The organism is Bacillus capparidis (assembly GCF_017832095.1).
In the GTDB taxonomy this organism is placed as follows: domain Bacteria; phylum Bacillota; class Bacilli; order Bacillales; family Bacillaceae; genus Bacillus; species Bacillus gobiensis.
Map to the genome: position 1 here is coordinate 19,283 of NZ_JAFDST010000001.1, position 25,335 is coordinate 44,617.

Annotated in this window: 30 protein-coding genes; 20 read left to right on the forward strand and 10 right to left on the reverse strand. The window is 42.2% G+C overall.

Annotated elements, in window-relative coordinates:
• The first annotated feature begins 14 nt into the window (after positions 1-14).
• From JOC74_RS00105 to JOC74_RS00120, 4 genes are all read left to right on the forward strand, one after another.
• Entirely contained in the window at positions 15-566 is a 552-nt protein-coding gene (locus JOC74_RS00105) for a helix-turn-helix domain-containing protein (protein ID WP_053602387.1), read from the forward strand.
• A gap of 11 nt (positions 567-577) precedes the next feature.
• Positions 578-1,282, forward strand: a complete 705-nt coding sequence (locus JOC74_RS00110; protein WP_098945182.1) for an AzlC family ABC transporter permease — start codon at positions 578-580, stop codon at positions 1,280-1,282.
• Positions 1,275-1,583: a branched-chain amino acid transport AzlD family protein gene (locus JOC74_RS00115; protein ID WP_053602389.1), complete on the forward strand. Its 309-nt coding sequence runs from the start codon at positions 1,275-1,277 to the stop codon at positions 1,581-1,583. The genes JOC74_RS00110 and JOC74_RS00115 overlap by 8 nt, the downstream gene beginning before the upstream one ends.
• Before the next feature lie 84 nt (positions 1,584-1,667).
• On the forward strand, positions 1,668-2,936 hold the full coding sequence (locus JOC74_RS00120; RefSeq protein WP_053602390.1) for a M48 family metallopeptidase: 1,269 nt from the start codon (positions 1,668-1,670) through the stop codon (positions 2,934-2,936).
• A gap of 624 nt (positions 2,937-3,560) precedes the next feature.
• On the opposite strand, the gene JOC74_RS00125 is transcribed toward JOC74_RS00120, so the two are convergent.
• Positions 3,561-3,758: a DUF4177 domain-containing protein gene (locus JOC74_RS00125; RefSeq protein WP_053602391.1), complete on the reverse strand. Its 198-nt coding sequence runs from the start codon at positions 3,756-3,758 to the stop codon at positions 3,561-3,563.
• Between the two features lie 132 nt (positions 3,759-3,890).
• Between JOC74_RS00125 and JOC74_RS00130 the strand changes: the two genes are divergently transcribed.
• On the forward strand, positions 3,891-4,277 hold the full coding sequence (locus JOC74_RS00130) for a VOC family protein (protein WP_053602392.1): 387 nt from the start codon (positions 3,891-3,893) through the stop codon (positions 4,275-4,277).
• Between the two features lie 22 nt (positions 4,278-4,299).
• Here JOC74_RS00130 and JOC74_RS00135 read toward each other — a convergent pair whose 3' ends face one another.
• The 5 genes from JOC74_RS00135 to JOC74_RS00155 all read right to left on the reverse strand — a co-directional run bounded on the left by JOC74_RS00135 (position 4,300) and on the right by JOC74_RS00155 (position 8,367).
• Positions 4,300-4,821, reverse strand: coding sequence for a P-loop NTPase family protein (locus JOC74_RS00135; RefSeq protein ID WP_053602393.1), 522 nt, complete (start codon positions 4,819-4,821; stop codon positions 4,300-4,302).
• Between the two features lie 3 nt (positions 4,822-4,824).
• Complete coding sequence (locus JOC74_RS00140) at positions 4,825-5,343, reverse strand: DUF6886 family protein (protein ID WP_053602394.1); 519 nt, start codon at positions 5,341-5,343, stop codon at positions 4,825-4,827.
• A gap of 60 nt (positions 5,344-5,403) precedes the next feature.
• Positions 5,404-5,973 carry a histidine phosphatase family protein gene (locus tag JOC74_RS00145; protein WP_053602395.1) on the reverse strand — a complete coding sequence of 190 codons (570 nt, stop codon included), beginning with the start codon at positions 5,971-5,973 and terminating at the stop codon, positions 5,404-5,406.
• A gap of 59 nt (positions 5,974-6,032) precedes the next feature.
• Positions 6,033-6,665, reverse strand: coding sequence for a GDSL-type esterase/lipase family protein (locus JOC74_RS00150; protein WP_053602396.1), 633 nt, complete (start codon positions 6,663-6,665; stop codon positions 6,033-6,035).
• 163 nt (positions 6,666-6,828) lie between these two features.
• Positions 6,829-8,367: an FAD-dependent oxidoreductase gene (locus JOC74_RS00155; protein WP_098945183.1), complete on the reverse strand. Its 1,539-nt coding sequence runs from the start codon at positions 8,365-8,367 to the stop codon at positions 6,829-6,831.
• A 114-nt stretch (positions 8,368-8,481) separates the two neighbouring features.
• On the opposite strand from JOC74_RS00155, the gene JOC74_RS00160 reads away from it, so the two are divergent.
• The 6 genes from JOC74_RS00160 (at position 8,482) to JOC74_RS00185 (ending at position 14,419) form a co-directional block, all read left to right on the forward strand.
• Positions 8,482-9,342 (forward strand): SDR family oxidoreductase, encoded by an 861-nt coding sequence (locus tag JOC74_RS00160; RefSeq protein WP_053602398.1) that lies wholly within the window; start codon positions 8,482-8,484, stop codon positions 9,340-9,342.
• Positions 9,343-9,565: 223 nt separating this feature from the next.
• Positions 9,566-10,861: an ABC transporter substrate-binding protein gene (locus JOC74_RS00165; protein WP_053602399.1), complete on the forward strand. Its 1,296-nt coding sequence runs from the start codon at positions 9,566-9,568 to the stop codon at positions 10,859-10,861.
• Between the two features lie 27 nt (positions 10,862-10,888).
• Positions 10,889-12,184, forward strand: a complete 1,296-nt coding sequence (locus JOC74_RS00170) for a carbohydrate ABC transporter permease (protein ID WP_053605959.1) — start codon at positions 10,889-10,891, stop codon at positions 12,182-12,184.
• 15 nt (positions 12,185-12,199) lie between these two features.
• The gene (locus JOC74_RS00175) at positions 12,200-13,027 is read left to right on the forward strand and encodes a carbohydrate ABC transporter permease (RefSeq protein ID WP_053602400.1); all 828 of its coding nucleotides are present in this window, start codon (positions 12,200-12,202) and stop codon (positions 13,025-13,027) included.
• Between the two features lie 100 nt (positions 13,028-13,127).
• Entirely contained in the window at positions 13,128-13,565 is a 438-nt protein-coding gene (locus tag JOC74_RS00180) for a protoglobin domain-containing protein (RefSeq protein ID WP_158320285.1), read from the forward strand.
• A 203-nt stretch (positions 13,566-13,768) separates the two neighbouring features.
• Positions 13,769-14,419, forward strand: a complete 651-nt coding sequence (locus JOC74_RS00185) for a methyl-accepting chemotaxis protein (protein ID WP_376773342.1) — start codon at positions 13,769-13,771, stop codon at positions 14,417-14,419.
• A gap of 73 nt (positions 14,420-14,492) precedes the next feature.
• Here the strand turns inward: JOC74_RS00185 and JOC74_RS00190 are convergent, their stop codons facing one another.
• Positions 14,493-14,726: an IDEAL domain-containing protein gene (locus tag JOC74_RS00190; protein ID WP_053602401.1), complete on the reverse strand. Its 234-nt coding sequence runs from the start codon at positions 14,724-14,726 to the stop codon at positions 14,493-14,495.
• A 265-nt stretch (positions 14,727-14,991) separates the two neighbouring features.
• Between JOC74_RS00190 and JOC74_RS00195 the strand changes: the two genes are divergently transcribed.
• Entirely contained in the window at positions 14,992-15,570 is a 579-nt protein-coding gene (locus tag JOC74_RS00195) for a competence protein ComK (RefSeq protein WP_225970322.1), read from the forward strand.
• A gap of 92 nt (positions 15,571-15,662) precedes the next feature.
• Here JOC74_RS00195 and JOC74_RS00200 read toward each other — a convergent pair whose 3' ends face one another.
• Complete coding sequence (locus tag JOC74_RS00200; RefSeq protein WP_053602403.1) at positions 15,663-16,025, reverse strand: YhjD family protein; 363 nt, start codon at positions 16,023-16,025, stop codon at positions 15,663-15,665.
• A 158-nt stretch (positions 16,026-16,183) separates the two neighbouring features.
• On the opposite strand from JOC74_RS00200, the gene JOC74_RS00205 reads away from it, so the two are divergent.
• From JOC74_RS00205 to JOC74_RS00225, 5 genes are all read left to right on the forward strand, one after another.
• The gene (locus tag JOC74_RS00205) at positions 16,184-16,804 is read left to right on the forward strand and encodes a TVP38/TMEM64 family protein (protein WP_053602404.1); all 621 of its coding nucleotides are present in this window, start codon (positions 16,184-16,186) and stop codon (positions 16,802-16,804) included.
• Positions 16,805-16,806: 2 nt separating this feature from the next.
• The gene (gene lepB / locus JOC74_RS00210) at positions 16,807-17,307 is read left to right on the forward strand and encodes a signal peptidase I (protein ID WP_053602405.1); all 501 of its coding nucleotides are present in this window, start codon (positions 16,807-16,809) and stop codon (positions 17,305-17,307) included.
• 169 nt (positions 17,308-17,476) lie between these two features.
• Positions 17,477-18,214 (forward strand): hypothetical protein, encoded by a 738-nt coding sequence (locus JOC74_RS00215; RefSeq protein WP_053602406.1) that lies wholly within the window; start codon positions 17,477-17,479, stop codon positions 18,212-18,214.
• 24 nt (positions 18,215-18,238) lie between these two features.
• Positions 18,239-18,634: a GntR family transcriptional regulator gene (locus tag JOC74_RS00220; protein ID WP_053602407.1), complete on the forward strand. Its 396-nt coding sequence runs from the start codon at positions 18,239-18,241 to the stop codon at positions 18,632-18,634.
• Positions 18,631-19,503 (forward strand): ATP-binding cassette domain-containing protein, encoded by an 873-nt coding sequence (locus JOC74_RS00225; RefSeq protein WP_053602408.1) that lies wholly within the window; start codon positions 18,631-18,633, stop codon positions 19,501-19,503. The genes JOC74_RS00220 and JOC74_RS00225 overlap by 4 nt, the downstream gene beginning before the upstream one ends.
• Before the next feature lie 51 nt (positions 19,504-19,554).
• Here the strand turns inward: JOC74_RS00225 and JOC74_RS00230 are convergent, their stop codons facing one another.
• A complete protein-coding gene (locus JOC74_RS00230; protein WP_053605960.1) occupies positions 19,555-20,709 on the reverse strand; it encodes an AbrB family protein in 1,155 nt (384 codons plus the stop codon).
• A gap of 259 nt (positions 20,710-20,968) precedes the next feature.
• Between JOC74_RS00230 and JOC74_RS00235 the strand changes: the two genes are divergently transcribed.
• A complete protein-coding gene (locus JOC74_RS00235; RefSeq protein ID WP_053602409.1) occupies positions 20,969-22,288 on the forward strand; it encodes an aminotransferase class I/II-fold pyridoxal phosphate-dependent enzyme in 1,320 nt (439 codons plus the stop codon).
• A gap of 113 nt (positions 22,289-22,401) precedes the next feature.
• Positions 22,402-23,196, forward strand: coding sequence for an SDR family oxidoreductase (locus JOC74_RS00240; protein WP_053602410.1), 795 nt, complete (start codon positions 22,402-22,404; stop codon positions 23,194-23,196).
• 195 nt (positions 23,197-23,391) lie between these two features.
• Here JOC74_RS00240 and JOC74_RS00245 read toward each other — a convergent pair whose 3' ends face one another.
• Positions 23,392-24,258 (reverse strand): NAD-dependent epimerase/dehydratase family protein, encoded by an 867-nt coding sequence (locus JOC74_RS00245; protein WP_225970323.1) that lies wholly within the window; start codon positions 24,256-24,258, stop codon positions 23,392-23,394.
• Positions 24,259-24,357: 99 nt separating this feature from the next.
• On the opposite strand from JOC74_RS00245, the gene JOC74_RS00250 reads away from it, so the two are divergent.
• A complete protein-coding gene (locus JOC74_RS00250; protein WP_053602412.1) occupies positions 24,358-25,185 on the forward strand; it encodes a helix-turn-helix transcriptional regulator in 828 nt (275 codons plus the stop codon).
• Positions 25,186-25,335: the final 150 nt, after the last annotated feature.

Below are 25,335 nucleotides of genomic sequence, written 5' to 3' on the forward strand. Positions count from 1 at the left end.
TTGGAGGTGGACGAGTGGAAGACATTCAATTGAAAATCGCTGCCAATTTGAAGCGCCTGCGTAAAGAGAGAAATTATACATTTGATCAGCTTTCTGCGTTAACGGGTGTCAGCAAAGGGATGCTGGCCCAAATTGAACGGGGAACATCTTCTCCCACCGTTTCAACGCTTTGGAAAATTGCCAATGGGCTGAAGGTTTCCTTTTCATCAATATTGGAAGATGAAATGAAAAAAGCAACGCTCGTAAAAAAAGAAGACCAGCCTTGTGTGAAAAGTTCTGATGACAACTATCATGTCTATCCGTATTTTTCTTTCGATCAAAACAAAAAGTTTGAAATTTACTTCATTGATTTATTGCCCGGGTGCAGACACGAATCCGATGGCCACCATAGCGGCGTAGAGGAATACGTATTGGTGTCAGAAGGAACTGTACATATAACTATTGGTGAAAATGAGTATGTGATTTCTGACGGAGACGCTTTAAGCTTTGAAGCAAACGGTCCGCATTGCTACGAAAACAGGGGCGGAAAGAAAGCTTCTGTTTTTCATTTCATTTATTATTCGTAGGGGTGAAGAAATTGAAAAATCCACTCACATTTATAGAAGGCATTCGCTCAGGTCTTACGATTGCCATCGGATATATCCCTGTAGCATTTACATTTGGGCTGATTGCCAAGTCGACGGAGCTTTCTTTATATGAAACGTTTTTAATGAGTGCGATTGTTTTTGCCGGTGCCTCTCAGTACACATCATTAAGCCTTTTGGCTGCTCAGACGAGTGCTGTGGAAATTATTTTTACGACCTTTGTTATCAATATTCGTCATTTTTTATTATCCACTACGTTAAATGAGATAGTCGAAAGGGACAGGTGGCTGAAAAAAGCGGTTTATGCGTATTGGATTACAGATGAGTCATTTTCGGTTGCTGCCGTACGGAATGAGAGACTGACTACGTCATACATGATGGGGCTTGGTTTGATTGGATATGTATGTTGGGTAGCCTTTAGTGTAGTTGGCCATCTTTCAGGATCCCAGCTTCCGGTCATTATCCAAGATAGTATGGGGGTTGCACTTTTTGCCTTATTTATTGCCCTTTTGATTCCATCGGTAAAAAAACACCAAAAGGCGCTTTGGCTGTCAGTATGTGCCGGTTTATTTCACCTGTTTTTTTATGCCTATCATCTTCTGTCAACTGGATGGGCGATCGTTTGCGCAACGCTATTATCTGCTGTGTTGATCGAGTGGGCTGATAATGCATTGGTAAGGAGGAAGAAACATGCTTAGTTCTATCGTTTGGATGATTTTGGGCATGGCAGCAGTTACCTATATTCCGCGGATGATTCCGCTTGTGGCTTTTCAATCCTTTAAACTGCCCGCTTTTTTGCAAAAAGTATTAAAAAATGTACCGTATGCGATTCTTGGCGCTTTAATCATTCCTGGTGTGTTTCTCATTCATGAAGAAATCATGTATGGTGTCGCTGGAACACTCATTGCGGTGATTTTCTCTTATCTTGGGGCGAATGTGATCGTCGTCGTTATTGGAACGATTGTTGCATTGACAGGACTAAGCTACTTGTTTTTTTAAGATAATAAACATACAGCTTAGTTCTATCTTAGGACAAATTGGATTAAAATAAGATTAATCCCCGAGTTAAGGAGTGAGAGTCTGTTGCGTAGATGGATATCAGGGGCTGTACTTGCCTATGTGCTATACGGCCTTTTTATTTATTTGTACATATTTCAGTCAGGGGACAGCTCTGTACCGGATTCGGTCAAAGGAACTCCTGCAGATCCGGCAACCTTTATGACCGGACGGGAACTAATCCTTTCAGAGGAATATTCTAAAATTAGAAACTTTTTGTTTTTTATCAAAATTCCATTCGACTGGCTGGTCTTTTTTATTCTTCTGGTCGCCGGTTTTTCGAAAAAAATTAAAAGCGTGTTGGAAAGGGCAACCAGGTTTTCCTACCTTCGGATTGCCGGATATGTGTTTGTCTTAAGCGTCATTGTCGCTTTGTGCAGCCTGCCATTGGATTGGATAAGCTACCAAATCGCACTTAATTACGACATCTCCGCACAAAGCACAGGCAGCTGGATCAAGGATCAGGTCATCGATTTCTGGATCAGCTTTCCGCTCATGACGCTCGTAACGATTGTTTTTTATGCGTTATTAAAAAAGAGTGAAAAAAGATGGTGGCTATACGCTTGGTTGATAACCGTCCCTTTTACGCTATTCCTTTTCTTTCTGCAGCCGGTCGTCATAGACCCGCTCTACAATGATTTTTACCCTTTGAAGGACCAGGAATTGAAGGCTGATATTCTGGCACTTGCGGACGAAGCAAAAATCCCTGCCGATCAAGTGTATGAAGTCAATATGTCAGAAAAGACGAACACGTTAAACGCATATGTTACCGGTCTAGGCAACAATAAACGGATTGTTCTATGGGATACGACCTTAAAGGAATTGGATAAACCGGAGATTCTGTTCATCATGGCGCATGAAATGGGTCATTACGTAATGAAGCATGTCTATTACGGACTCGGGGGATATTTGCTAATGTCACTGTTGGGTCTTTATTTCATCGATAAGATTTACCGCTGGCTAGCCAGTCGCTACCGGACGATGCTAAACATTGAAGGGAAGCACGATCTGGCTGCATTGCCACTATTGCTGGCGATCGTTGCAATTTTATCTTTTCTATCCTCTCCATTAAACAACACGGTGTCAAGATTTATGGAGCGGCAGGCCGACCAATACGCCATCGAGCTGACAGAGGATAAAGAAGCCGGCATTAAAACGTTTCAAGAGCTTTCAATAGCCGGATTAAGCCAAACGAACCCTCCTGCGCTAGTAAAATTCTTTCGCTACGGACACCCAACGATCATGGAACGGATACAATCGTTGGACAACTATAAAAAGGGGGAAGATCGCGAGTGACTTTGGTTGGAATGTGCGTAATCAGGTTGGGTATCGCGCATAAAATGAGAAGATCGCGCGTATTTCGGATGAGATCGCGCATAAAATGAGAAGATCGCGTGTATTCGATTGGGATCGCGCATAAAATGAGAAGATCGCGTGTATTCGATTGGGATCGCGCATAAAAAGTGAAAATCGCGCGTATTTCGGTTGGGATCGCGCATAAAATGAGAAGATCGCGCGTATTCGATTGGGATCGCGCATAAAATGAGAAGATCGCGCGTATTCGATTGGGATCGCGCATAAAATGAGAAGATCGCGCGTATTTCGGTTGAGATCGCGCATAAAATGAGAAGATCGCGTGTATTCGATTGGGATCGCGCATAAAATGAGAAGATCGCGCGTATTCGATTGGGATCGCGCATAAAAAGTGAAAATCGCGCGTATTTCGGTTGGGATCGCGCATAAAATGAGAAGATCGCGTGTATTCAGGTTGAGATCGCGCACAAAATGTAAAGATCGTGCATAACCTGTCAAAATCGAAAATAAAGTCCAAAGATCGAAAATAAATCAGGCAAAATCGCAAAAAAAGATAACAAAGTTACCTTCACAAGGACAAAAAGTAGCCTTCCTGTATCAGGAAGGCTATTTTTCTTGGAGTTCCCTTTTAAGTGTGTAATAGACAGCAGTGGTCGTGCCGCTTATTTCATTTGTGAATGAAGTTGTGACCTGCCAGCCATTTTGCCCGAGGCGATTTAATTCAGAGTCAAATTCAAAACTAGAGGAAACAAAGCCTTTTTTCTGAGGAATAAATTTCAAAGTTTTGTATTCAAATACAGCCAAGTGATAACTCTCCTTTCGTATATGATTACGAAAGATAATGTCAAAAGTTTCAGTTTAATAAGAAAAACTTAATCTTAAGCTATATACTTTCAAAAATAAACAGTAAGCTAATAGTGGAAAGGGGAGATAATGATGTCATTTCAATTTAAAGTAATTGACCACGTGCAGTTAGCCGCACCAAAAGAGGGAGAAGAATCTGCTCGTCATTTTTTTACTCAGATTCTAGGTTTTAAAGAAATTAATAAACCATCTCAATTAAAAAAGAATGGCGGCGTTTGGTTTGAAAAAGGTTCCATACATGTCCATGTAGGAATTGAAGATCCGTTCGTGCCGGCAAAAAAGGCACATCCCGCGTTTGAAATTGAGGATTTGCCTTCGTTTATCGAACATTTGGAAGCAAATTCCTATCCATACAAATCAGATAACCGCCTTCCGGAGGCCGATCGAATTTATTTAGCAGATCCATTTGAAAATCGTATTGAAATTTTGGAATGGAATGGGGAAAGAAAACCATTATAAAAATTTCCTAGTCCCCGATTCTTCATAACTTTTGTTCTTCTAAATACGTCCGAATTTCCTTTTTGTTTTTCAAGATCACAGTCTTTTTGTCCTCACCAATGGGTTGAAAGGAAGCGAGCCGCTTCTTTATCTTTTTTCTCCGAGGATAATAGGTGGTCATAATAAACTTTAGAAATTCAAAGTCTAGCTTCTCCTGACAGCCTGGAGCCATATCCGGCCTAGTGTTTCCAATGTTTTTGATGTAGCGCTTAAATACCCGGTACAAACATAGTGACAAAGGAAGCTCAAGGTAAATGATGGTGTCCGCTTCTCTGGACCGAATTTCGTAGGTGCCGGTGTAGTTGCCTTCGATGATCCATTCGTTGTTCTGGACGATTTGCTGCTGGGCTTCGGCAAATTCCTCCGGCGGAGCCTGTATCCAGCCTGCTCTCCAAAAATAGGCATCCAAATGATGAACCTTGATTCCGAGAATTCTTCCAAGTTCGTTCGCAAACGTTGATTTCCCGACTCCTGGAGAAATCCCAAGCACCATAATTTTTTTCAAAAATCATATCTCCTTTCTTGCATTTCGAAATCGAATGATGGAAAAATCTAAGGTGGAGGAAATGACTTGGTCCCTGATCAACTGCAAATGAGGAGTAACTCGAATTTCAATCCCTGCTTGTGCGATTTGCTCAAGGCCGTTCGGTATGCACTCGGTCGCAATAGGAGCGACGGTCGTTTCTGCTATGTAGTATCCGGCTGTTTTTGCTTCTTCGAACAGAGTGAATGGCGCTGGTTCAAAGCTATATTGATAGAGAGGGGTGTTCAGGATTCGTGCCAGCCAACCGTTTTCGACAGCGATCACCTTTCTCGCAGTGGACTGACTAAAAAATCGTTTTGTATCTGCTTCGTTAGTTTGTTCACCTTGCCAATAGATGACTCTCGGACAGTCACGCGGCAGGAAGTAATGGGGCAAATGCTCTTGATCAATGGCCCAAACGACAGGCGGAAGATGAGAATAATTCACTGCGATTCTAGGTGCGAATACAGATAAGTCTGGCTCCTCGCTTATATGGAACAGCATGCTTTTATCCTTTCTGTGAGAAAAATGAAAGCGCCGGATAAACTCCGGCACTCACTTTTATTAGAGTAAATGTTCGCTCAGGTTGTAATTCGAGACATTCCACTTTTCTTCCGCGAATTGGATGTTGCTTATACAGGCGTTGACAAGGGGGGTGTTGTCCAAATTGACTTCTCCGTTGGAAATAGTGGTAAGGATGGTATGAATCGCTCCCCCATGCGCCACGACCAATACTTTTTTATTTGGGAATTCTTTTTGAACTTTTTTTAATCCAGTCATAAGCCGTTCAGTAAAATCCTCAATCGTTTCTTGGTTTGGGTAATTTTTTGAAGGGTATTTTTCCGTTCGTTCTTCTAGCGATATTCCTTCCGCATCCCCAAAATCGCGCTCCTTGAATTCTTCCATTTCGATTAATGGGAGCTGCAGATATTCATTAATGATTTCAGCGGTTTTTTTCGCTCTGATTAAGGGGCTAGCCACAATGACGTCCCATTCTGTGTCTTTTAAATGCTTCCCGGTTTTATCAGCTTGATTTAAACCAGTTGAGTTTAAAGGAATATCTGTGCTACCTTGAAGCCTTCTTTGTAAATTCCAGTCTGTTTCTCCATGTCTGATTAGGCAAATGGCTGTCATCATGATCCTCCCGGTAAATATAAGATTCGTTCTCTCCTATTTTACCCGAGACCAGATGTTTACCCAAGCGGTTTGTATCCTGTTTTTCTCATTTCTTCTGCGATAACTTGATAGCCAAGTTGATTAGGATGAATGTTGTCGACCGATACATACTCGTCTGTATGGTTTTGAAACGCTGAATAGAGATCGGCGATTTTTACATGAGGTTCATTTGCTAGCTGCTGCAAATGTTTATTGAAACGCGAAATCCATTTCTTGGCTAATGGAACTTGAGGGACGGGGTTGTATAGATTGGCGATTCGAATCATATAGTCGGATTTTCCTTCTTTCAGCTCTGCAATACGTTCCAGAATTGAACGAAAATGGTTGCGGGATGTTGCGAGGGCATCTAAAAATATTTGTTCATCGGGGTCATTATAATATTCGAGCACTGCGTCGATTAAATCATTTCCACCCGCGGTAATCGTAATAATGTTTGCTTTAGATAATCGTTGTATATGATCAGGCTGATTAAGCATTTGAAGAATTTCTCCCGTCGTTTGGCCTGAACGAGCACAAACATGAAGATAGACGTCTATATGAAGATCCTCCTCGATCATTTTCTCGTATCGCTCAACAAAGCCCGTACCAAACAGGCCCGCACCTACTCCGACAGAAAGAGAATCCCCAAGTGCCGTATAATAAAGCGGCATGATGATGCCTCCTTTCCTCTTACATTCGATAATTATAAGTACTCGTTTGCAAGGGAAATGGACACGGACAAAATTGGAAAAATTATTTCATGCAGTTTTAATAAGAGACAATCGCTTCCTAATATAAAAAAACTGCCGCTCTCAAAAAAAGAGCGGCAGTACATTACAGCTTTTCTGAATCCCTCTTTGCCAATGGCTCTATTGCAGGTCCTTCGATCACGTCGCCTGTGTGTGAGAAGCGTGAGCCGTGGCAAGGGCAGTCCCATGTGCGGTCGCCGCTGTTCCATTCGACTTCGCATCCCATATGGGTGCATGTCGTATCAACGAGAAAAAGCTTGCCTGACTCGTCGCGATATGCTCCCGTTCGATAACCGTTCACATTTACGACCATTCCTTCGTCCTTGCCGACCTCACCCGGTCCAATTTCAGGAGAATCGATTTTTCCTTCCGTTAAATGGGCGGCAACATCAGAATTTTCCTGGATAAACTTCTTAATGGAAGGATCAGGATAGAAGCGTCCGGGACGATACAGTTCATGGCTTCGATTTGTATTACCAGTAACGTAATCAGTTAATAGCTGGGCAGCGAGTGTCCCTGATGTCATGCCCCATTTTTTGTAGGCTGTGGCGATTAATATTTTCTCTTTCTTTCGGGTGATTGGACCGATATACGGCAGCTTGTCAAGTGAAATCAAGTCTTGCGCCGACCAGCGGGAGATGATTTGATCAATGCCAAACGTTTTCTCAGAAAAGTCCTCCAAAGCGGTGTAGTAAGCTTCCGTGTCGTAGCCTTGGCCGGTTTGATGGCTTTCTCCGCCTACCAAAAGTATTTTTTCACCGTTGTGCATCGTTTCTCGCAACGATCTTACAGGCGTATCAATATTCAAGTACATGCCTCCTGGGAATGGAGACTTAGGCTTAATAGCCATCACATACGACCTGTCGGCATGAAGCTTTGAAAAATAAAAGCCGCTGTCATAAAACGGAAAATGGGAGCATATGAGTACATATTTGCTCGAAATCTTTTTACCGTTTTTTAATAAGACCTTTGGGTGATCTGCGTTATCCGTATCTTCTATATCGACTGCCACCGTGTGTTCATAGATCTCGCCGCCTTGTTCAACAATTTGTTCCAGCAGAACCTTTAAATAAGCTAACGGATGAAATTGTGCCTGATTTTTCATAACGAGTGCGCCTTTGCTTTTCACTGGCAAGGGAAGCTCGTCCAACCACTCTCGATCGATGCCGATTTGTTTATAAGCTTCTTCCTCCTGGCGAAGCTTCTTAATTGCAGATTCATCCTCGGTCCAAAGAATGGCGTCCTGCGGAGAAAAATCGCAAGAAATCTGATGCTCTTTTACTATATTTTGAATATACGTGATAACCGCTCGATTAGACTCATAATAAAGCCTTGCTTTTGGAACGCCCATATGCTGAATGAGCTCGTGATAGATGAGGCTATGTTGGGCTGTAATTTTGGCTGTAGTGTGGCCGGTTGTTCCGTTTAACAGCTCGTTTGCATCAATAACGACAACCGAGTAGCCCTTTTTTGTCAGCTCGTAGGCTGCCGTAATACCTGTAATACCGCCTCCTACGATCGTAACATCTGTTGTTTTATCCTCTTCTAATGCCGGAAATTTTTTAATTTGGCATGATTCTCGCCAGATCGGCTCTGGTTTTTTTTCGATAGAGTCTGTCAAAATGGCACCTCCCCATATTTGTATTCCTTAATTTTTCCAAAATGAAAGTATTCATGCATGAAGAAGGAAAAATAAAACATAATAAAATAGTCACTTTATCTAAGGAGGTTTTTGTACTTGACAAAGAACACACCTAAACAAGTGCTCCCGCCACAGCATCAAAATGAGCGGCCGGGCCTTGAGCATGTCATGAATCCCACTCCAGTGTTTGATTTCCCAAAAAAAGATAAAAAGCTGGCAGGGAAAACAGCGATTATTACCGGCGGCGACAGCGGGATTGGCAGAGCAGTTGCTGTTTTGTTCAGTAAAGAGGGCGCTAACGTAGCTGTTGTTTATTTAAATGAAAAAGAGGATGCCCAAAAGACAAAAGAGCTGGTAGAGAAAGAAGGGACAAGCTGCTTGCTCATTGAAGGAGATGTAGGTGACGAAGCCTTCTGCAATGAAGCGGCTGCACAAACGAAAAACACGTTTGGAAGCATTGATATTCTCGTAAACAATGCTGCAGAACAGCACCCGCAAACTGGGATTGAGAAAATTACGAAAGAACAGCTTGAACGGACGTTTCGCACGAATATCTTTTCCATGTTCTTTTTAACAAAAGCTGTGCTGCCGCATCTAAAAAAGGGGAGCACAATCATTAATACGACTTCAATAACAGCATATGCCGGCCATGAGAAGCTGCTTGATTATTCGTCGACGAAGGGCGCGATCACTACCTTTACTCGTTCGTTGTCGCTTTCTCTTGCTACACAAGGAATTCGTGTCAACGGTGTTGCCCCGGGGCCAATCTGGACACCACTTATCCCTTCAACTTTTACAGAAAAAGAGGTGGCGGAATTCGGTTCAACAACTCCGATGCAGCGCCCTGGCCAGCCGGCAGAGATAGCCCCTGCTTACGTTTACCTTGCATCCGACGATTCATCCTACGTGACTGGACAAGTGATTCACATCAACGGAGGAAGCATTGTAAATGGCTAGAAAAAGAAAATCAACTCTTCTTATCAAAGGGTTGATTTTTCTTTACGGAAAAGATCGAACAACTTCTTCCAGCTTTTCTAAAAAATAAAATATAAAATTACATTAATGATTTGAAATTTCTGAATGCTTAGTTATAATATAGATTGTAAGCGATTTCATAGTGGGAGAAGGGAGATTGCAAGACTGATAGGTTTTCCGACAAAACAAAAGGGGAGATTTATTTATGCTAAAAATGAAAGCGCTATCTTTATTGTTGATGGCTTTTGTTCTCGTTATTAGTGGTTGTTCCAGCAGCTCGACAAGCGGAGAAAAGCGAAACGAGGAAGAGAAAGACGAAGTCGTAACAATCGTTTATTCGAAGGGGCAGGACGCGACTGGAGGAACGAAAAAAATTGTAGAAGAATTTAATAAACGAAACCCGAAAATTCAAGTGAAATTCAGAGAAATGCCTGCTGACACAGGGCAGCAGCACGATGCATACGTTACGATGTTTAACGGGGGATCATCTGAAATCGACGTGATGGAGCTTGATACCATCTGGCCGGCAGAATTTGCCCAGGCGGGGTATTTGGTGGAGCTCGACCGTTTCTTGCAGCAGGATAAAGATATTAAACTTGAAGACTACAATCAGAGAGCTGTGTCTGCAGCATCGTTTAATGGGAAGCAGTGGGCGATGCCTAAGTATATTGATACCGGTCTTTTATTCTATCGAAAAGATATTATTGCTGAGAATGAAGTGCCGAAAACGTGGGATGAGCTAATTGCTTCAGCAAAAGAAAACCAAGGGAAAAACGGTATGAAGTATGGGTATCTAATGCAGGCGAAGCAATATGAAGGTCTAGTTTGTAACGGAATTGAATTTATTTCTTCTTACGGCGGAAAATTCCTCGATGATAACGGAAAGGTAGTTGTCAATTCGCCTGAAACGATAAAAGGTGTTGCGAAAATGGTTGAAGTAGCCACTATGGATGCTGTTCCGGACAACGTTACGACCTTTATCGAACAAGAATCACATACCGCGTTTATCGAAGGTCAATCCCCGTTAATCCGCAACTGGCCGTACCAATATAGTCTTGCTAACGATCCTGAGCAATCGAAAATTGTTGATAAGATTGGAGTGGCGCCTCTTCCAGCAGGGGATGCAGGGACAGCGGCCGCGCTTGGCGGATGGATGACCGGAATTAATAAGTTTTCTAAGCATAAAAAGGAAGCCTGGGAATTTGTGAAATTTATGACCGGACCTGAAGGGCAAAAAATTGGAGCGCTTTACGGGGCACTCGCACCTACTATTCCGGCTTTATACGAAGATAAAGAAATCATTGAGAAAAATCCGTTCTTTGCTGAAGAAGGCTTCCAAAAAGGCCTTGAGACTGCCGTGCCAAGACCGGTAACTGCCAATTATCCTGAAGTATCCGAAGTGATTCAAATTGAACTGAGCAAAGCGATTGCAAAAGAGGTTACACCGGAACAAGCAGTTCAAAATATGGAGAAAGAGCTGAAAGCCGTGCTTGGTCAATAAGTGTCTTTCAAAAAAGGGATGAGTGAGATGGCAACAAAAGTTAAAGTTAGCCGGGAGAAAAAAGCTGAACGCAGATTGGCTTATCTGTTAATTATCCCTTCTGTAGTACTGATTCTTGTCGTCGCCATTTGGCCCGTCATCCAGTCCTTTTATTTCAGCCTGTTTGATTACAGGCTGAATGACCCAAAAGCTTCAACGCTTCAATATGAGCACCAGCTTGATTTATCCGTATATTTGGATACCCAGCCATTTCTTGTGGCAGCCCTAGATGAAGTAAAAGAAATACCGGCGAATGAACAGGGGAAACTGGATGAAGCGGTCAATGTTTTGACGAGCCTGGATGAGGACGTAAGGGAGTATTCTGACGAACGTTATGATGAAATTAATACGAAGCTGATGGAATTCGAAACCCCTTCTTCTGAAGAGAAGATGGTTTCTTTGAATGAACAAGAGGCTGAAAACTATACTGAAAAATCAAAGCAAGCAAGTGAATTGATAACTGGAATCGCAGCTCTGGAAAAAGATGAGAAAATCACGGGGCTTGCAAAACGCATGGACGATGCTGTGGTAGAGCCGAATTTTATCGGATTAGCTCATTACGGCAATTTATTTTCAAACATGAGGCTATGGAATTCTCTTTATAATACGTTGTTTTTTACCGTCATTTCGGTCTGCATTGAGCTTATTATCGGTCTTGCGATCGCCCTGTTAATTCACAAAAGCTTTTTTGGAAGAGGTATGGTACGTGCTTCCATTCTTATTCCGTGGGCGATTCCGACAGCTGTATCGGCTTTGATGTGGAAGTTTTTATACGACGGCCAAAACGGAATTATCGCAAAATACTTGTCTGACATTGGGCTGTTCGAGTCGATGGGAGATTTATTGACAAGTGGGGCAGGTGCGATGTTCTCCATTATTTTTACAGACGTTTGGAAAACGACGCCTTACATGGCTCTCTTGTTGCTCGCTGGATTACAAACGATCCCAAATAGCTTATATGAAGCAGCTTCGATTGATGGTGCGGGAAAGTGGAAACGGTTTGTCACGATTACACTGCCACTTTTGAAATCGAGCATCCTTGTGGCATTGTTATTTCGAACGCTGGATGCCTTCCGTGTCTTTGATTTGATTTATGTGTTGACTGGAGGAGGACCAGCAAACAGTACAGAGGTAATCTCTCTTTATGCGTATAAAATCATGTTTTCCCAAACCAATTTCGGTCAAGGCTCGGCAATCTCTGTTATCGTCTTTCTATGTGTGGCGGTTATATCCGTTATTTATATTAAGCTGCTCGGATCAGACCTCATTTCTGACAAAAAATAAGGAGGTGGTGCAACCGTGAAAAAAAAAGCGGGACCTTTCTTTTATCTTGGCTTAATCTTATTTGTTTTTTTCGTCATGTTTCCTTTTTTATGGATTTTGCTTGCCAGCATCAAACCCTTGTCCGCGCTGTTCGGGGAAAGGGCTTTCGATTGGTTTGCCTCTAATCCCACATTCTCGCATTACGTTTCAGTGTTTACTGAATATCCGTTTATTAAGTATTTGTGGAATTCAACCGTAGTTGCCGGAATTACAACAGCCTATACCGTGTTTGTGGCAGCATTTGCCGCTTACGCGATCGCCAGGCTTGATTTTAAAGGAAAAACATTGTTTCTTGGCATCGTGTTATCCGTGTCGATGTTTCCGCAGATAGCAACGATTTCGCCGATCTATCTTTTTTTAAGAAACGTTGGCTTAACTAACAGCTATTTGGGACTGATTATCCCTTATACTACTTTTGCTTTGCCGCTATCCATCTGGTTACTCGTCACTTTTTTTCGGAAAATCCCTTTCGATTTGGAGGAAGCCGCCCGAATCGACGGCGCAACCAGAATGCAAACCTATTTCAAGGTCGTGCTTCCCCTTGCAGTACCGGGCGTTTTTACGACTGCCATTCTCGTGTTTATCGCGGCTTGGAATGAATTTTTATTTTCTTTAACCATTAATACAGATGAACCATTTAAAACGGTTCCCGTCGGCATCGCCATGTTCAGAGGGCAATACACGATACCATGGGGAGAAATAAGCGCAGCGACTGTCATCGTAACCGTTCCGCTTGTCATACTCGTCCTGCTTTTTCAACGCAGAATTGTGTCAGGACTTACATCAGGCTCTGTAAAAGAATGAAAGATCAGCTCCCTGATAAAGGGGGCTTTTTTATTGTTAAAAAATGGCCGTCGCTATCCGATATTAAAATTACGAATTTATACAGTGGAGGCGGATGGTTTTGTTATTTGGTAAAAAGAATGAACCGCTTATTTTTAAGTGGCTGCAAGCCGGAACGGGGCAAAGAATCAATTCAGAATTAAGCGGGGAGATGAAAAGACAACTGCAAATGATCAGCCTGGAGGAAGAGGATCTTGAGATTTTATCACGTCTTAAACCAATCGTAAGCAGAGAGATTGAAACTATCGTCAACAAATTTTATCAAAACCTTGCGATAGAAAGCTCCCTCGAAGAAACGATCAATCGGCACAGCTCAGTGGAGAGGTTAAAAAAAACGCTGATGATCCATATCCAGGAAATGTTCACAGGAAGGATAGAAGAAGAGTTTTTAGAAAAAAGAAAAAGAATCGCACATATTCATCTTCGGATCGGGCTGATTCCCAAATGGTACATATGTGCATTTTTAGAATTTGCTTTTATCATTTATCATCCTTTTTGATAAGCATATCATGGATAAGCAAGAAATGAGACGGGCAATGGAGGCAACGACAAAAATTTTGAACCTTGAGCAGCAGCTTGTCCTGGATGCTTTTTCAAGCGGAATATACGAGGCATCGCGATGTGGAAGAAGCCAAAAGGGATACGCTCCATACTAAAATAAAGGAGACGTCTGAATCCTTAGCAAATATTTTTCAAGAGACAATGGATTCTGTTGAAAGATTAACCGGCAAATCAGGAAATGTAGCGGCTCTTTCAAAGGCAGGAGCAGAAACCTCTGAAAAAGTTGAAAAAAAGTCAATTAACGGAAAAGCGGAACTTGACGTCCAGCAAACGCAAATGAATCAGATTGAGCAAAGCATGAATCGAATTGAAGAAGAGATGTCGAAGCTGGAGGTCATTGCAAATGAAATTGGGGACATCGTGAAAATCGTTTCCAAGATTGCGGAGCAAACCAATCTGCTTTCCTTGAACGCTTCAATTGAGTCAGCTCGCGCCGGTGAGCACGGCAAAGGGTTCGCGGTGGTGGCTAGTGAAGTGAGAAAGCTTTCGGAAGAAACAAAAAAATCGGTCTCCACCGTATCAAATTTGATCGGAAATACAAATACACAGATTTCCATCGTTTCCAGCCATGTATCAGAAGTCAATGAAATGGTCACAGAAAGCGGAAAGAAGATGACCTCTGTGAATCTGTTGTTTGATGAGATTGTTGAAAACATGAAAATGAGCAAAATCGAGGACAGCCAGATTAATCAAGAGGTGTTCTCCTTTATCAATGATCTTGAGGACGTAAAGGGTGCGATTTCTCACGTATCAGCTTCTATCGATTCGTTAATGGACCTTACAAACAGGTAATGGGTAGCTGAACTCTATTGGACAAGAGTCTTCATATTAGAAAATAAGAAAGCCGATCCGTAAAGGATCGGCATTATGTGTTTTCCAACAGTTTCTGGTATTCTCTTGATAAAGCTATGAAAGCCTCTTCATCTCGATTATCCAGAGCCTTATTTATCTTTTCAGTTAGTGTTGTCAAGCGCCGCGTAAATAACGCTTCGTCCAAAACCATTTGAATATAAACATCAAGCATCGTCACATCAAGTTCATTGCCCTTTTGAGTGTTACGGGACTTCATGAGCTCAGCATACGTTTTTTTCTCTTTCATAGAGATTCCCCCTGATGCCTTTTTTATATTATATGGACTTTTGGCGAAAAAATCAATAAATATTTAAAATTTTTAGACAAGTTGTACAGGGAGTCGAGTGGATAGAAGGTTTTTTGAAAAATAGCAGTCTAAAAGACCTAATTTATACGCGGAAAATGCAGAAATACGCATGGTTTGGAAAATATATTGTAAAATTATAGATAAATGTATATATTAATGGTAGATTAATAGTATAATATACCTATCAAAACCAGGAGGTATGCAATTGAATCCTAATAATGATGAAATCAGAAAATCGTACGAGGTAAATAGTTCAACCATTGCAGTGTTGCCTCTGCAAAAAGAAAAAAGCATTTACTCGCTTGTGATTGAGACAGAAAAGTCATTCCAGGTCAAATTGAAACCAATGCAAATTATTGACCGAAGCTGTCGCTACTATGGGTCAAGCTATGCTGGAAGAAAAGCGGGAACCTTTGAAATGATTAACGTTTCCCATAAACCGCCAATAGCGGTTGACCACGTTAATAATATTTTTATGTTTCCAACCTTTTCCTCAAGCCGTCCACAATGCGGATGGGTTTCGCTTAAGCATGTGGATGACTGTAATTCTACAGAATTGGATAACACGAAAGTCCTTTTAAAGAACGGCCGCACCTTAGAGATCCCTGTTTCATCCGCCTCTTTTAAACATCAAGTCCAACGTACAGCATGGCTTAGAACCAAATTTTTGGATCGACTTGAAACAAAAACTGCAAACCTGCCTGATTTTATGGAATTATCTCCAGAAAACCAAGCCAAGCTTTTCTACGATTACATCCTGCGTGAAATAAGAAAAAGGTACTAGCTTTAAGAATTATTACCTCAGTAATTTTCATTGGAGCAGGGGTATTCTGATGGCTAAGTTATAGTCTGCCCCGGGTATTTATGCAAAGCATGCTAAGAAGGGTCGGCTTTAAATAAATAATGCTCTAATAAAAGATTCACCTGCTCACGGATACGGGGATTGAAATACTTATGCATTTCCTCGTATCCGTCATAAAGAAATGAGTACTTCGTAAATCCTTCATCCTGTTTGACCTTTCGTATCCGAATTCTTTTCCTCCTAAGCTCTTGTTTTACTTCAGATAAATCCTTTAGTGCTAATTTCAGCGATTCCTCGATAAGATGTAAATAAGGATCCTTTAATTTAAAAGGTCCTTCTTTAATGAACGTTAGATCACGGTTTAAAATAGCGATAGCCATCGGGAGGTAAATGGCTTGTTCAATCATGTTTTGGATATTTGATGGAATTCTTGACATATCCTTACCTTCTTTCCTCCAAGTAGCGAACGTATGTTCTTTTCTTATTTTACATATTTTCTGTTATTATTTCAAGAGAGCGAAAAATGAAACGAATGATTTAAAGTTTTTTGATAAATGTGTAGAATAAAGAGAGACGAATCTTAAGGAGTATCGAAGTGCAAGAATTCCTCAATTTTTTTTCGAATGAAAATTTAACAGAGCTGTTTAAATCCTATCGGGCTTTCGGTCCGTTTATTGCGATATTATTGCCATTTATTGAGGCGTTTCTTCCGTTTTTGCCTCTGGTTGTTTTTGTGGTTGCCAATACCAATTCGTTTGGATTGTGGCAAGGGTTTGTCTTAAGTTGGCTCGGTTCGTCAGCGGGTGCATTTTTTGTTTTCTTTTTGGTTCGACGTTTTGGACAAGAGCGGTTGCTTGGTTTTGTTCGCAGACACAAGTCCGTGCGAAGACTGATGCACTGGGTGGAAAGAAGAGGGTTTGGTCCGTTGTTTTTGCTCCTTTGCTTTCCGTTTACTCCTTCTTCTGCAGTAAATGTTGTCGCGGGTCTGTCAAAAATAGGTGTTTGGCAATTTTTGCTCGCCGTGTTTGCCGGAAAGCTTGTGATGATTTTTATGATCAGCTTTATCGGTTACGATTTACAAGCGCTAATCACTCAACCTATACGATCAATTATTGCTGCTTCGGTCATTTTTCTTTTGTGGATTATTGGAAAACGTCTTGAACAGCGTCTTAATGTGAAGTTCGTGAAGAGGGAAAACGAGAGAGAGGAGCGTTGATAGTGAAAAAAAAATTCTGGGTGATTGCAGGAGTAGCTTGTCTTGTGTTGGGAATACAAGTGAAAAATGTAGTCTTTATTGAATACAAGGTAGAAGGAATCAGCATGAACCCAACCTTTCAAGAGGGAAACGAGCTTGTGATTAATAAGTACGCCCATCATTTCAAAACAATCAAGCGCTTCGATATCCTTTTATTTAATGGTCCTGAAAATAATGTTTATATCAAACGAGTGATCGGACTGCCGGGAGATACGATTGAATATGACAAGGATCAGCTGTATGTGGACGGAAAACCTGTTAATGAACCTTTTCTTAAGGATTTAAAGACAGTTAATCAAGGCTACCCGTTAACAGGTGATTTTACTTTGAAAGAAGTAACAGGTGAAAAGGAAGTTCCGGAGAATAGTTATTTTGTAATGGGAGACAACCGAATACACAGCTTTGACAGCCGTCATTTCGGATTTATTTCAAATCGTGATGTAGTGGGGATTGTATCGGATTAATTACGATACGTTTAAAAGGAGGGGGATTTATTCACTCTTCTTTTTTTGTATATGAAAATTCCCCGGGCAATGAATTGGTAACGCGTTCTTTTTTTGCGAAAAAAGCTTGAAAAAAAGATGATTGTGTATTACTGTATATAAACATATAAACACTATTGGAGGGAACAACGTGGCAAATCAAAAACAATTGTGGGGGCTCGTGGCGTATGAATTAAAGGTAACTCCTGTGAATCAGCTGCTGCGCCAGCTTTTTATGGCTGCTATCATTGCTTTTTTCTTTGGTTTTTTTATTGACCGGGATATAAAAAATTGGGGAGCCGTCATCGCAGATTTGGTCTTATGTATCTTTGTTATGTTTTATCCGTATTCAGGGAGGCTCCAAATTTTCAGAGTGGTGAAAATAAAAAGCCATCTATATGCCAATGCATTTTATGTTCAAGCCTCCATGCTGCCGATTAAGCAGGAGGTCTTGCTGGCAAGCCGTTTAATCCTTTCTTTTTTCTATACGTTTCTCACGGCAGTTGTGGGGGTATCAGGAGCGTTCCTTTTACCTAACAGTAACCCTCTCTTCTCAGAGCTTTCTTTGGGCCAATCAGTCGCATTTATTCTCTTGTGGGCACTTATTGCAGCATCAGCAGGAGCATTCTTAGCCGCAGGAGATGTTGGCGGCAAATATTCTATAAAACAGCTTATCAACTACAATGTATTGCTTTATTCGAGTGTCATTATTCTTTTCGCAGCACTTCATTTCTTTACTGGGAAAGGGTTGGTTGGATGGTCGTTCGATATCGTGACAAATGCTCCATTCCTATCAGTTTGCATCGCTTTGCTAGTTTTCCTTATCAGTAATGTACTTGCTTTTCTTGAAGCGAAAAGGTTGGCAAAGAAGGTAGATTATCATGTGTAAACTGAGGGCAAGGAGCAATCATGTATGAAACTTCCAATACAAATCGAGGAAAATTCCAGAGAGCCGATTTATCATCAGATTGAAACTCAGCTAACGGCGCTCATTGTTTCCGGACATTTAAGGCCCGGAGATTCTCTGCCTTCCATAAGAACACTTGCCAAGGACTTAGCATGCAGCGTCATTACAACGCGTCGTGCCTACCAAAACCTTGAACAGAGCGGCTACATAAAAACGTCCCAAGGAAAAGGGACCTTTGTAGCTGAGATTGAAGCAGGGGAGATTGCTGAAACGAAAAAAATGACCGTCATGCAAACACTGGATCGGGCAGTCAAGGTTGCGATGCAGCACGACTATACGCTGGAAGAAATTAAAGAAATGGCAGAAGAAATCATCAGAAAATATATGGAGGAGAAAAAATGAACGGGATACTGATCAATCAGATTCAAAAAACGGTAGACAAGCACTTTTCCTTAGGGCCGATTCAAACCGAACTTCCGGCCGGCAGCGTGATTGCGTTAGCAGGTCAGAACGGTTCTGGAAAATCGACACTGCTGCAGCTTCTGGCTGGGCTAATCAAGTCCGAGCAAGGAGAAGTAATTATTTTTGGCCATAAGGCCGGCAGTTTGGAAGCGAAAAAAGATACGGCTTATCTTTCTCAAGGGATGGAGCTGTATGGTAAATTCTCTCCTTTGCAGATTGCTAATTTATACAGGCTTTCGTTTGACGATTGGTCGGAGGAATCGTTTATTGAATATATGAAAAGCTTTAAGATACCGATCAAGAAGAAGCTGGATTCTTTATCGGGGGGTATGCAAAGAAAAGCAATGCTCGGCCTGCATCTTAGCCGAAGCTCCAAGCTTTTTCTGATGGATGAACCGTATGCTGGCTTGGATTTTGAAAGCCAGACAGCTCTGGATCAGGAAATCGTGAACTATATGGAGCGCGGAGAGGGACAGACGATATTGTTTTCGACCCATTCCGGTGATGAAATGAAACGAGTCGCTGACTATATCCTGCTTATCGAAGAAGGGAAAATGCTTGGTTTTTATGAAAAGGACCAGCTTCAAGAATCCTGGAAGCGAATATGGATATCTCAACCTATCCATTCAAACGAACCGACTCCGGGCATAGTGCGGGTGGAATCAAGAGGGACAGAGCTGATAACTGAGAATCATGTTGCGACTATGGAGACTTTGAAAAACTATGGGATAGATATAGTGCATACACAGGCGATAGAGCTTAGAGAGATTTTGACAGAGCTAAGTAAAAAAACAGCTAAACAGCATTAAAAAGACAGAACTTAGAATCAGGTTCTGTCTTTTTTCTTCGTGCCGCTCCAATCATCTCGTTTTCAAGGAATGAATTTTTTTCCTTTTTACCCTCTCTGTCCTTAAATGCAGAAATCGAAACAACGGCGGGAGCATGGCAATAACCAATATAAGCCTCAAAACCTGAACAGTTACGACAAAAGTCGAATCTGCATGCAAGGCGACTGAAGTGCTGGCCATTTCAGCTATTCCGCCGGGTGAGAAGGCGAGAATAGAGGTTGTCAGTGAAATTCCTGTCACCTTGGAGACGACTAAGGCGCATAAAAGCATGGCGATAACGAAGCCGATTGAACCAGTAAAAGCAACGGTTAGCGTTTTTCGTACACCTCTGAACATTTCTTTATGAAAACGGGAGCCAATCGAAGCGCCTAAAAAAAGCTGGGAAATAACATTCATCCCCTGCGGCCACCAAGCCGTAGGCTCAAACCCGAGTGCTCCGCTGATGACTTGCGTAATAGCAACAGCGAGCATACTACCCAGCAGCCAGCGGGCAGGAATTCTAAGTTTTTTTCCTGCAAAAGCGCCTGCCCATGCAATTAAGAAAAAGCAGACCGTGATCCCAATGCCTGCTAACGAGAGTTGTCCAGTTGCTGATGCGGGAATCGCTGCTGGTGCGGCAGGTGAAGAACCACCGATGTCATGAGAGTGCAGGAAGAAAACTAAAATCGGAATCGTCAAAACGACAAGCAGCACCCGGATGGTTTGAACCAATGTGACGGTCGCTGTATTGGCGCCAACCTCCTGAGCAATTCCCGGCATCGCAGACATGCCGCCAGGAGCTGTACCGACAAAGCTTGTCAATATGTCGCTTTGACTGAATCGATACAGATACAAACCTGTAAGCAAGGCGAAAACGATGGATAAGATCAGCATGATGGTTACCGTCAGCCAGTTCTCCAAAAAAATAGAAACGACCGATCCGTTCAATTTCTGTCCGAGCTCGACCCCTAATATCAATTGGCCAAGGTTCAGCCAAAGCTTATTAACCCCTTTCCCGGCATCGGGAATTCCTGACCAAGCCGGGCGTAAAAATGAAAAAAAGCACGCTGCCATGAGAGTCCCAATCATCCATCCAATGGACATCCCCGTTAATGAGAGAAGAAAACCGCCGCATGTACAGAGAAGAATAAACCATATATCACGAAGGATCAGCTTGTTTCCTTTCAATAAAAACCCTTCTTCCTTTTCTATAAAAAATAGTTCATTTAGTAAAATAATTTCTTCTTTCACTATATTATACTTTTTATGATTGGTAAATTACGAAAATTTTTTCGAGAGTCATAATAAATTTGAATTGTGAGTTAAAATAGCTGTAAGCGAAAAGATGATTTTTTTCGGAAAAAAATCACATTTTCCCTAAAAGGCGTTTTCATATAGTGTTATACTAGAGAGCAGAATTTATCATTAGAACTTGGAGGAGATGTGCTTGCATTCATTAGCCGAGCAACTAAATAAAACCATTTATCGTGAAAACCCAAATATATTTGCCATGCTAAGCAAGCTTGGAAAGGAAATTTATTTTCCGAAAGTAGGAATTTTAAACCAATCAGCAGAAGCGAAGAAGAAGGCTTCAAAATTTAATGCGACGATAGGAATTGCGCTTGAAAACGGAGAGCCCATGCATCTGGATGTGTTTCAACAGAACTTATCCGCATATTCACCAAAAGATCTTTATCCGTATGCCCCGCCAGCAGGTAAGCCGGAACTGCGTTCGTTATGGCGGGAAAAATTGCTGGAAGAAAGCCCGTCTTTAAAAGAAAAAACGTTCAGCCTTCCTGTTGTAACCAATGCACTGACACACGGGTTAAGCATCGCAGCAGATTTGTTTGCGGATGAGGGGGATTCCGTAATTTTGCCGGATAAAAATTGGGAAAATTACGAGTTGACGTTCGGCGTCCGAAGAGGTGCTGAAATCACCTCGTACACTTTCTTTAATGAAAATGGCGGTTTTAATGCTGAGGGCCTTCGCCAAACCATTTTAAATCAAAAAGAAAAAGGAAAAGCGATTGTTTTGTTGAATTTTCCTAATAACCCGACAGGCTATACACCTAACAAGGAAGAAGCTGCGCAAATTACGGCGGCAATTGAAGAAGGTGCCAAAGAGGGAATTAAGCTCGTCGTCATTACGGATGACGCTTATTATGGCTTGTTTTTCGAAAACTCCTTGAAGGAATCGCTCTTTTCCGAATTAAGCAATATTCATCCGAATGTACTAGCATTGAAGGTTGACGGTTCAACGAAGGAAGATTATGTATGGGGATTCCGCGTAGGATTCCTTACGTTTGGAGCAGAAAGTGAAGAGCTTCTTCAAGCGTTAGAGCAAAAAACATTGGGAATCATTCGCGCGGCAACGTCAAGCGGCTCTCATCCTTCGCAGACGTTTGTGCTTGAAGCGATGAAATCGCCGGAATACAAAAAGCAAAAAGAAGAAAAATTCGAGGTAATGAAACGCAGAGCAAACAAAGTTAAAGCGCTTCTCGACAGCGGTAAATTCGAAAGTGCTTGGGAGTATTACCCGTTTAACTCAGGCTATTTTATGTGTCTGAAGCTGAAAACAGCGAATGCAGAAAAAGTCCGGACACTTCTTCTTGAAGAATACGGCATCGGAACGATCGCTTTAGGTCAATCAGATCTTCGCGTAGCTTTCTCCTGCATCGAGGAAGAAGATCTCGAAGAGCTGTATACACTGATTTATGAAGCAGCTAAGAAAGTCGAAGAGCAACAGAAGGAAGCATTGGAAAAATAAAGAGAGTGCACGTAAACGCTGGACACCTGAAAGGATGTCCGGCGTTTTTTAAGGAACCATGTTTAATTTTCAAGAAAAACGGAAAATGTACGCTAATGAAAGGTGGTTAAATGATGGAAAACTTAATGTTAAATGGAAAAGTAGCAATTGTTACAGGAGCTGGATCAGGAATTGGCGAAGCAACTGCCGTTCGTTTAGCAAAAGCGGGTGCAAAAGTAGGACTGATCGAAATTAATGAGGAAAATGCAAAGCGGGTCGAAGACAAGATCACAAATGCGAATGGCGAAGCGGTTACAGCAAAAGCTGATGTGTCTAATCCTGCTGAGTTAAAAAGCGCGATTGATTCTATCTACAGCAAATGGGGACAAATCGATACTGTATTTGCAAATGCCGGAATCAATGGAAGAATCGCGCCGATAGAGGAGCTTGAACCTGAGGATTGGGACAAAACGTTGACAACAAATTTAAAAAGTACATTTCTCACAGTGAAGTATGCACTGCCTTACATGAAAGAAAAAGGCGGAAGCATCATCATTACCAGTTCAATCAACGGAAACAGAGTATTTTCAAACTTTGGCTTTTCCGCCTACAGTACGTCTAAGGCAGGCCAGACAGCATTTGGGCAAATGGCAGCTCTTGAGCTGGCGCGCTACAAAATTCGCGTGAATATTATATGTCCCGGAGCAATCTCAACGAACATTGATAACCGTACATATCCGGACCAAGACAGTTTGGAGAAAATAAAAATCCCGGTTGAATTTCCTGAAGGAGACAAGCCGCTTCGAGGCAAAAGCGGTGAACCTGAACAGGTTGCTGATTTGGTGCATTTCCTTGCATCCGATGCCTCCAATCATATCACCGGCACACGGATGTATATTGATGGCGCTGAATCGCTTATAAGAGGTTAGGGAGAAGGCAACGCTTTTTATGGCGTTGTCTTTTTATTATTTTCTTGAGTAGCACCTCTAAGAATCTCCATCATTGCCACCTTCACCCTGCTGTTCCTCTCGCAGGATTGTTTATTACTTACTGGATCTTTTAGGTAACTTAGGTGCATGATATGAACCTGAAAAAGCCCCGATAAAGGGCTTAAGGTGGAACTTTTATAATGCTCCTGCCTCCCTTGCCGTGTAGAACGAGGGGAAGATCGGACGATAGTTTAATTCATCCCTTATGCGCGTAGTATCCACGATCATATCCCATGGATTAAGCCCTTGTTGCAAGGTTTCCTCCGATTCTTGATGAGGCAACCCGTTGAGCTGAAACAACTCTGCGACCGTTATAGGGGAGTCATCAGCAACATTATAAATATGGCCATCAATGTCCGGTGTGAAGGCGGCAAGCAACAGTGCTTGTCCTACATCCGCATGGTGCACCATATGAAGCCGTTTAGCAGGATTCCATTTGCTCATGATCGGCAGAAATTCGGAAACATGGGGATCACCCTCACCATAGACAAAAGCAAACCGTACGATGCGAAGTCCTAATCCCTGCTCAAGATGGAGCCTAAGCAAATTTTCTTCAGCTGCCGCTTTCGATTGCGGATAAGGGAACGCAGGTCGCAGCTCATCATCTTCACGGCTCGGTCTGCTATGATTACTTGCACCATACACTAAATTCGTGCTGGCAAACACAAACCTTGGAACGTTTGCCTTCAGGGCAGCTTCCGCTAAAGAAATGCTGGCATCGATGTTTGATATTCTCGCAGTTGCTTCATCTACTCCACGAAATTGTGCTGCCAGGTGTACCACGGTATCAATGTCTTGCAACGCGTTAGCGAGATTTTCTGTTTGCAGTAGGTCACCTTCTAAAACCTCGACCCCTTTCTGTTGAAACGAATCCGCCTTCGCAGGATCACGAACCAAAATTTTAACGTTATGACCACGTTGAAGCAAACGTGGTATAAATCGGCTACCTATTTTTCCTGTTGCCCCAGTTACGAAAACATTCATTCTCAATGACCTCCTCATATTGTCAGTGCTATACTAGTAGTATTACAGATGGTGGAATCAACTGCCCTCCCGTGTTTATCGTACGATTGGCAGTGTCAGGGTAAGGGGGACTAGTCTATGAAAGAGATTTCTTCCAACGTATCGCTTGGTGAATTTTTGCGGGCGCGTCGAGAACGCCTTACCCCGGAAGATGTGGGGTTACCGTCATATGGTCGACGTCGAACGCCTGGTCTTCGTCGTGAAGAGGTGGCACAACTCGCCTATATAGGTACTTCCTGGTATACCTCATTAGAACAAGGCAGAGAAGTAAATCCATCCGAACAGGTGCTGGATAGTTTAGCAGAAGCGTTGCAATTGTCTGTAGATGAGTGCCGCCATCTCCACATGTTGGCAAGGCAAATTGATCTGAAGAAAGATGAAGCGACTCAAGAGGTGAGTACCGGTTTGGAGCAAACGGTGCTAGCTCTTGAACCTAACCCTGCTTTTGTATTGGGGAGAAGTTGGGATTTGTTGATATGGAATAAAGCGGCGGAGTTTGTTTTTCGCCTACCTGCATTCTCTAAGGAAATGGAGCAGCAGCCCAATTGGTTAAGACGGTTTTTGACGGATCCATTGCTTCAAATGGACAACATGGATTGGGAAGCAAAAGCGCATATCATGATTGCACGATTTCGTGCAGATTATGCGTACTTCCATCATGACGCAAGGTTTAAGGAGCTAATAGAGGAATTTATGGAGATAAGTGAACTATTCCGTTCTTGTTGGCCGCGGCATGACGTAAAAATCGTCACCGATTGCCACAAGCGATGGAGTCACCCCTTGATCGGGGAGATGGAGTTTGAGCATGTGACCTTACAGCAACCAAACAATCCGGCGCTAAAGATCATGATTTATACCGCATCATCATCAACTGCGGAGCGTTTGAAGAGTTTGCTGGGAACTTAAGAAAAGTTTTGCTTCCAGGAACAGCGCCAATCACATAATAGGGGTCAAATCTCTCAGTTGCTTAGTAAATTACGGGATCATTAGTTCAGAAAGAAGAAAGGATCCCTTCTTCTTTCTGAACTAAAAGCTAAAGTTGGATAACGGATTTAG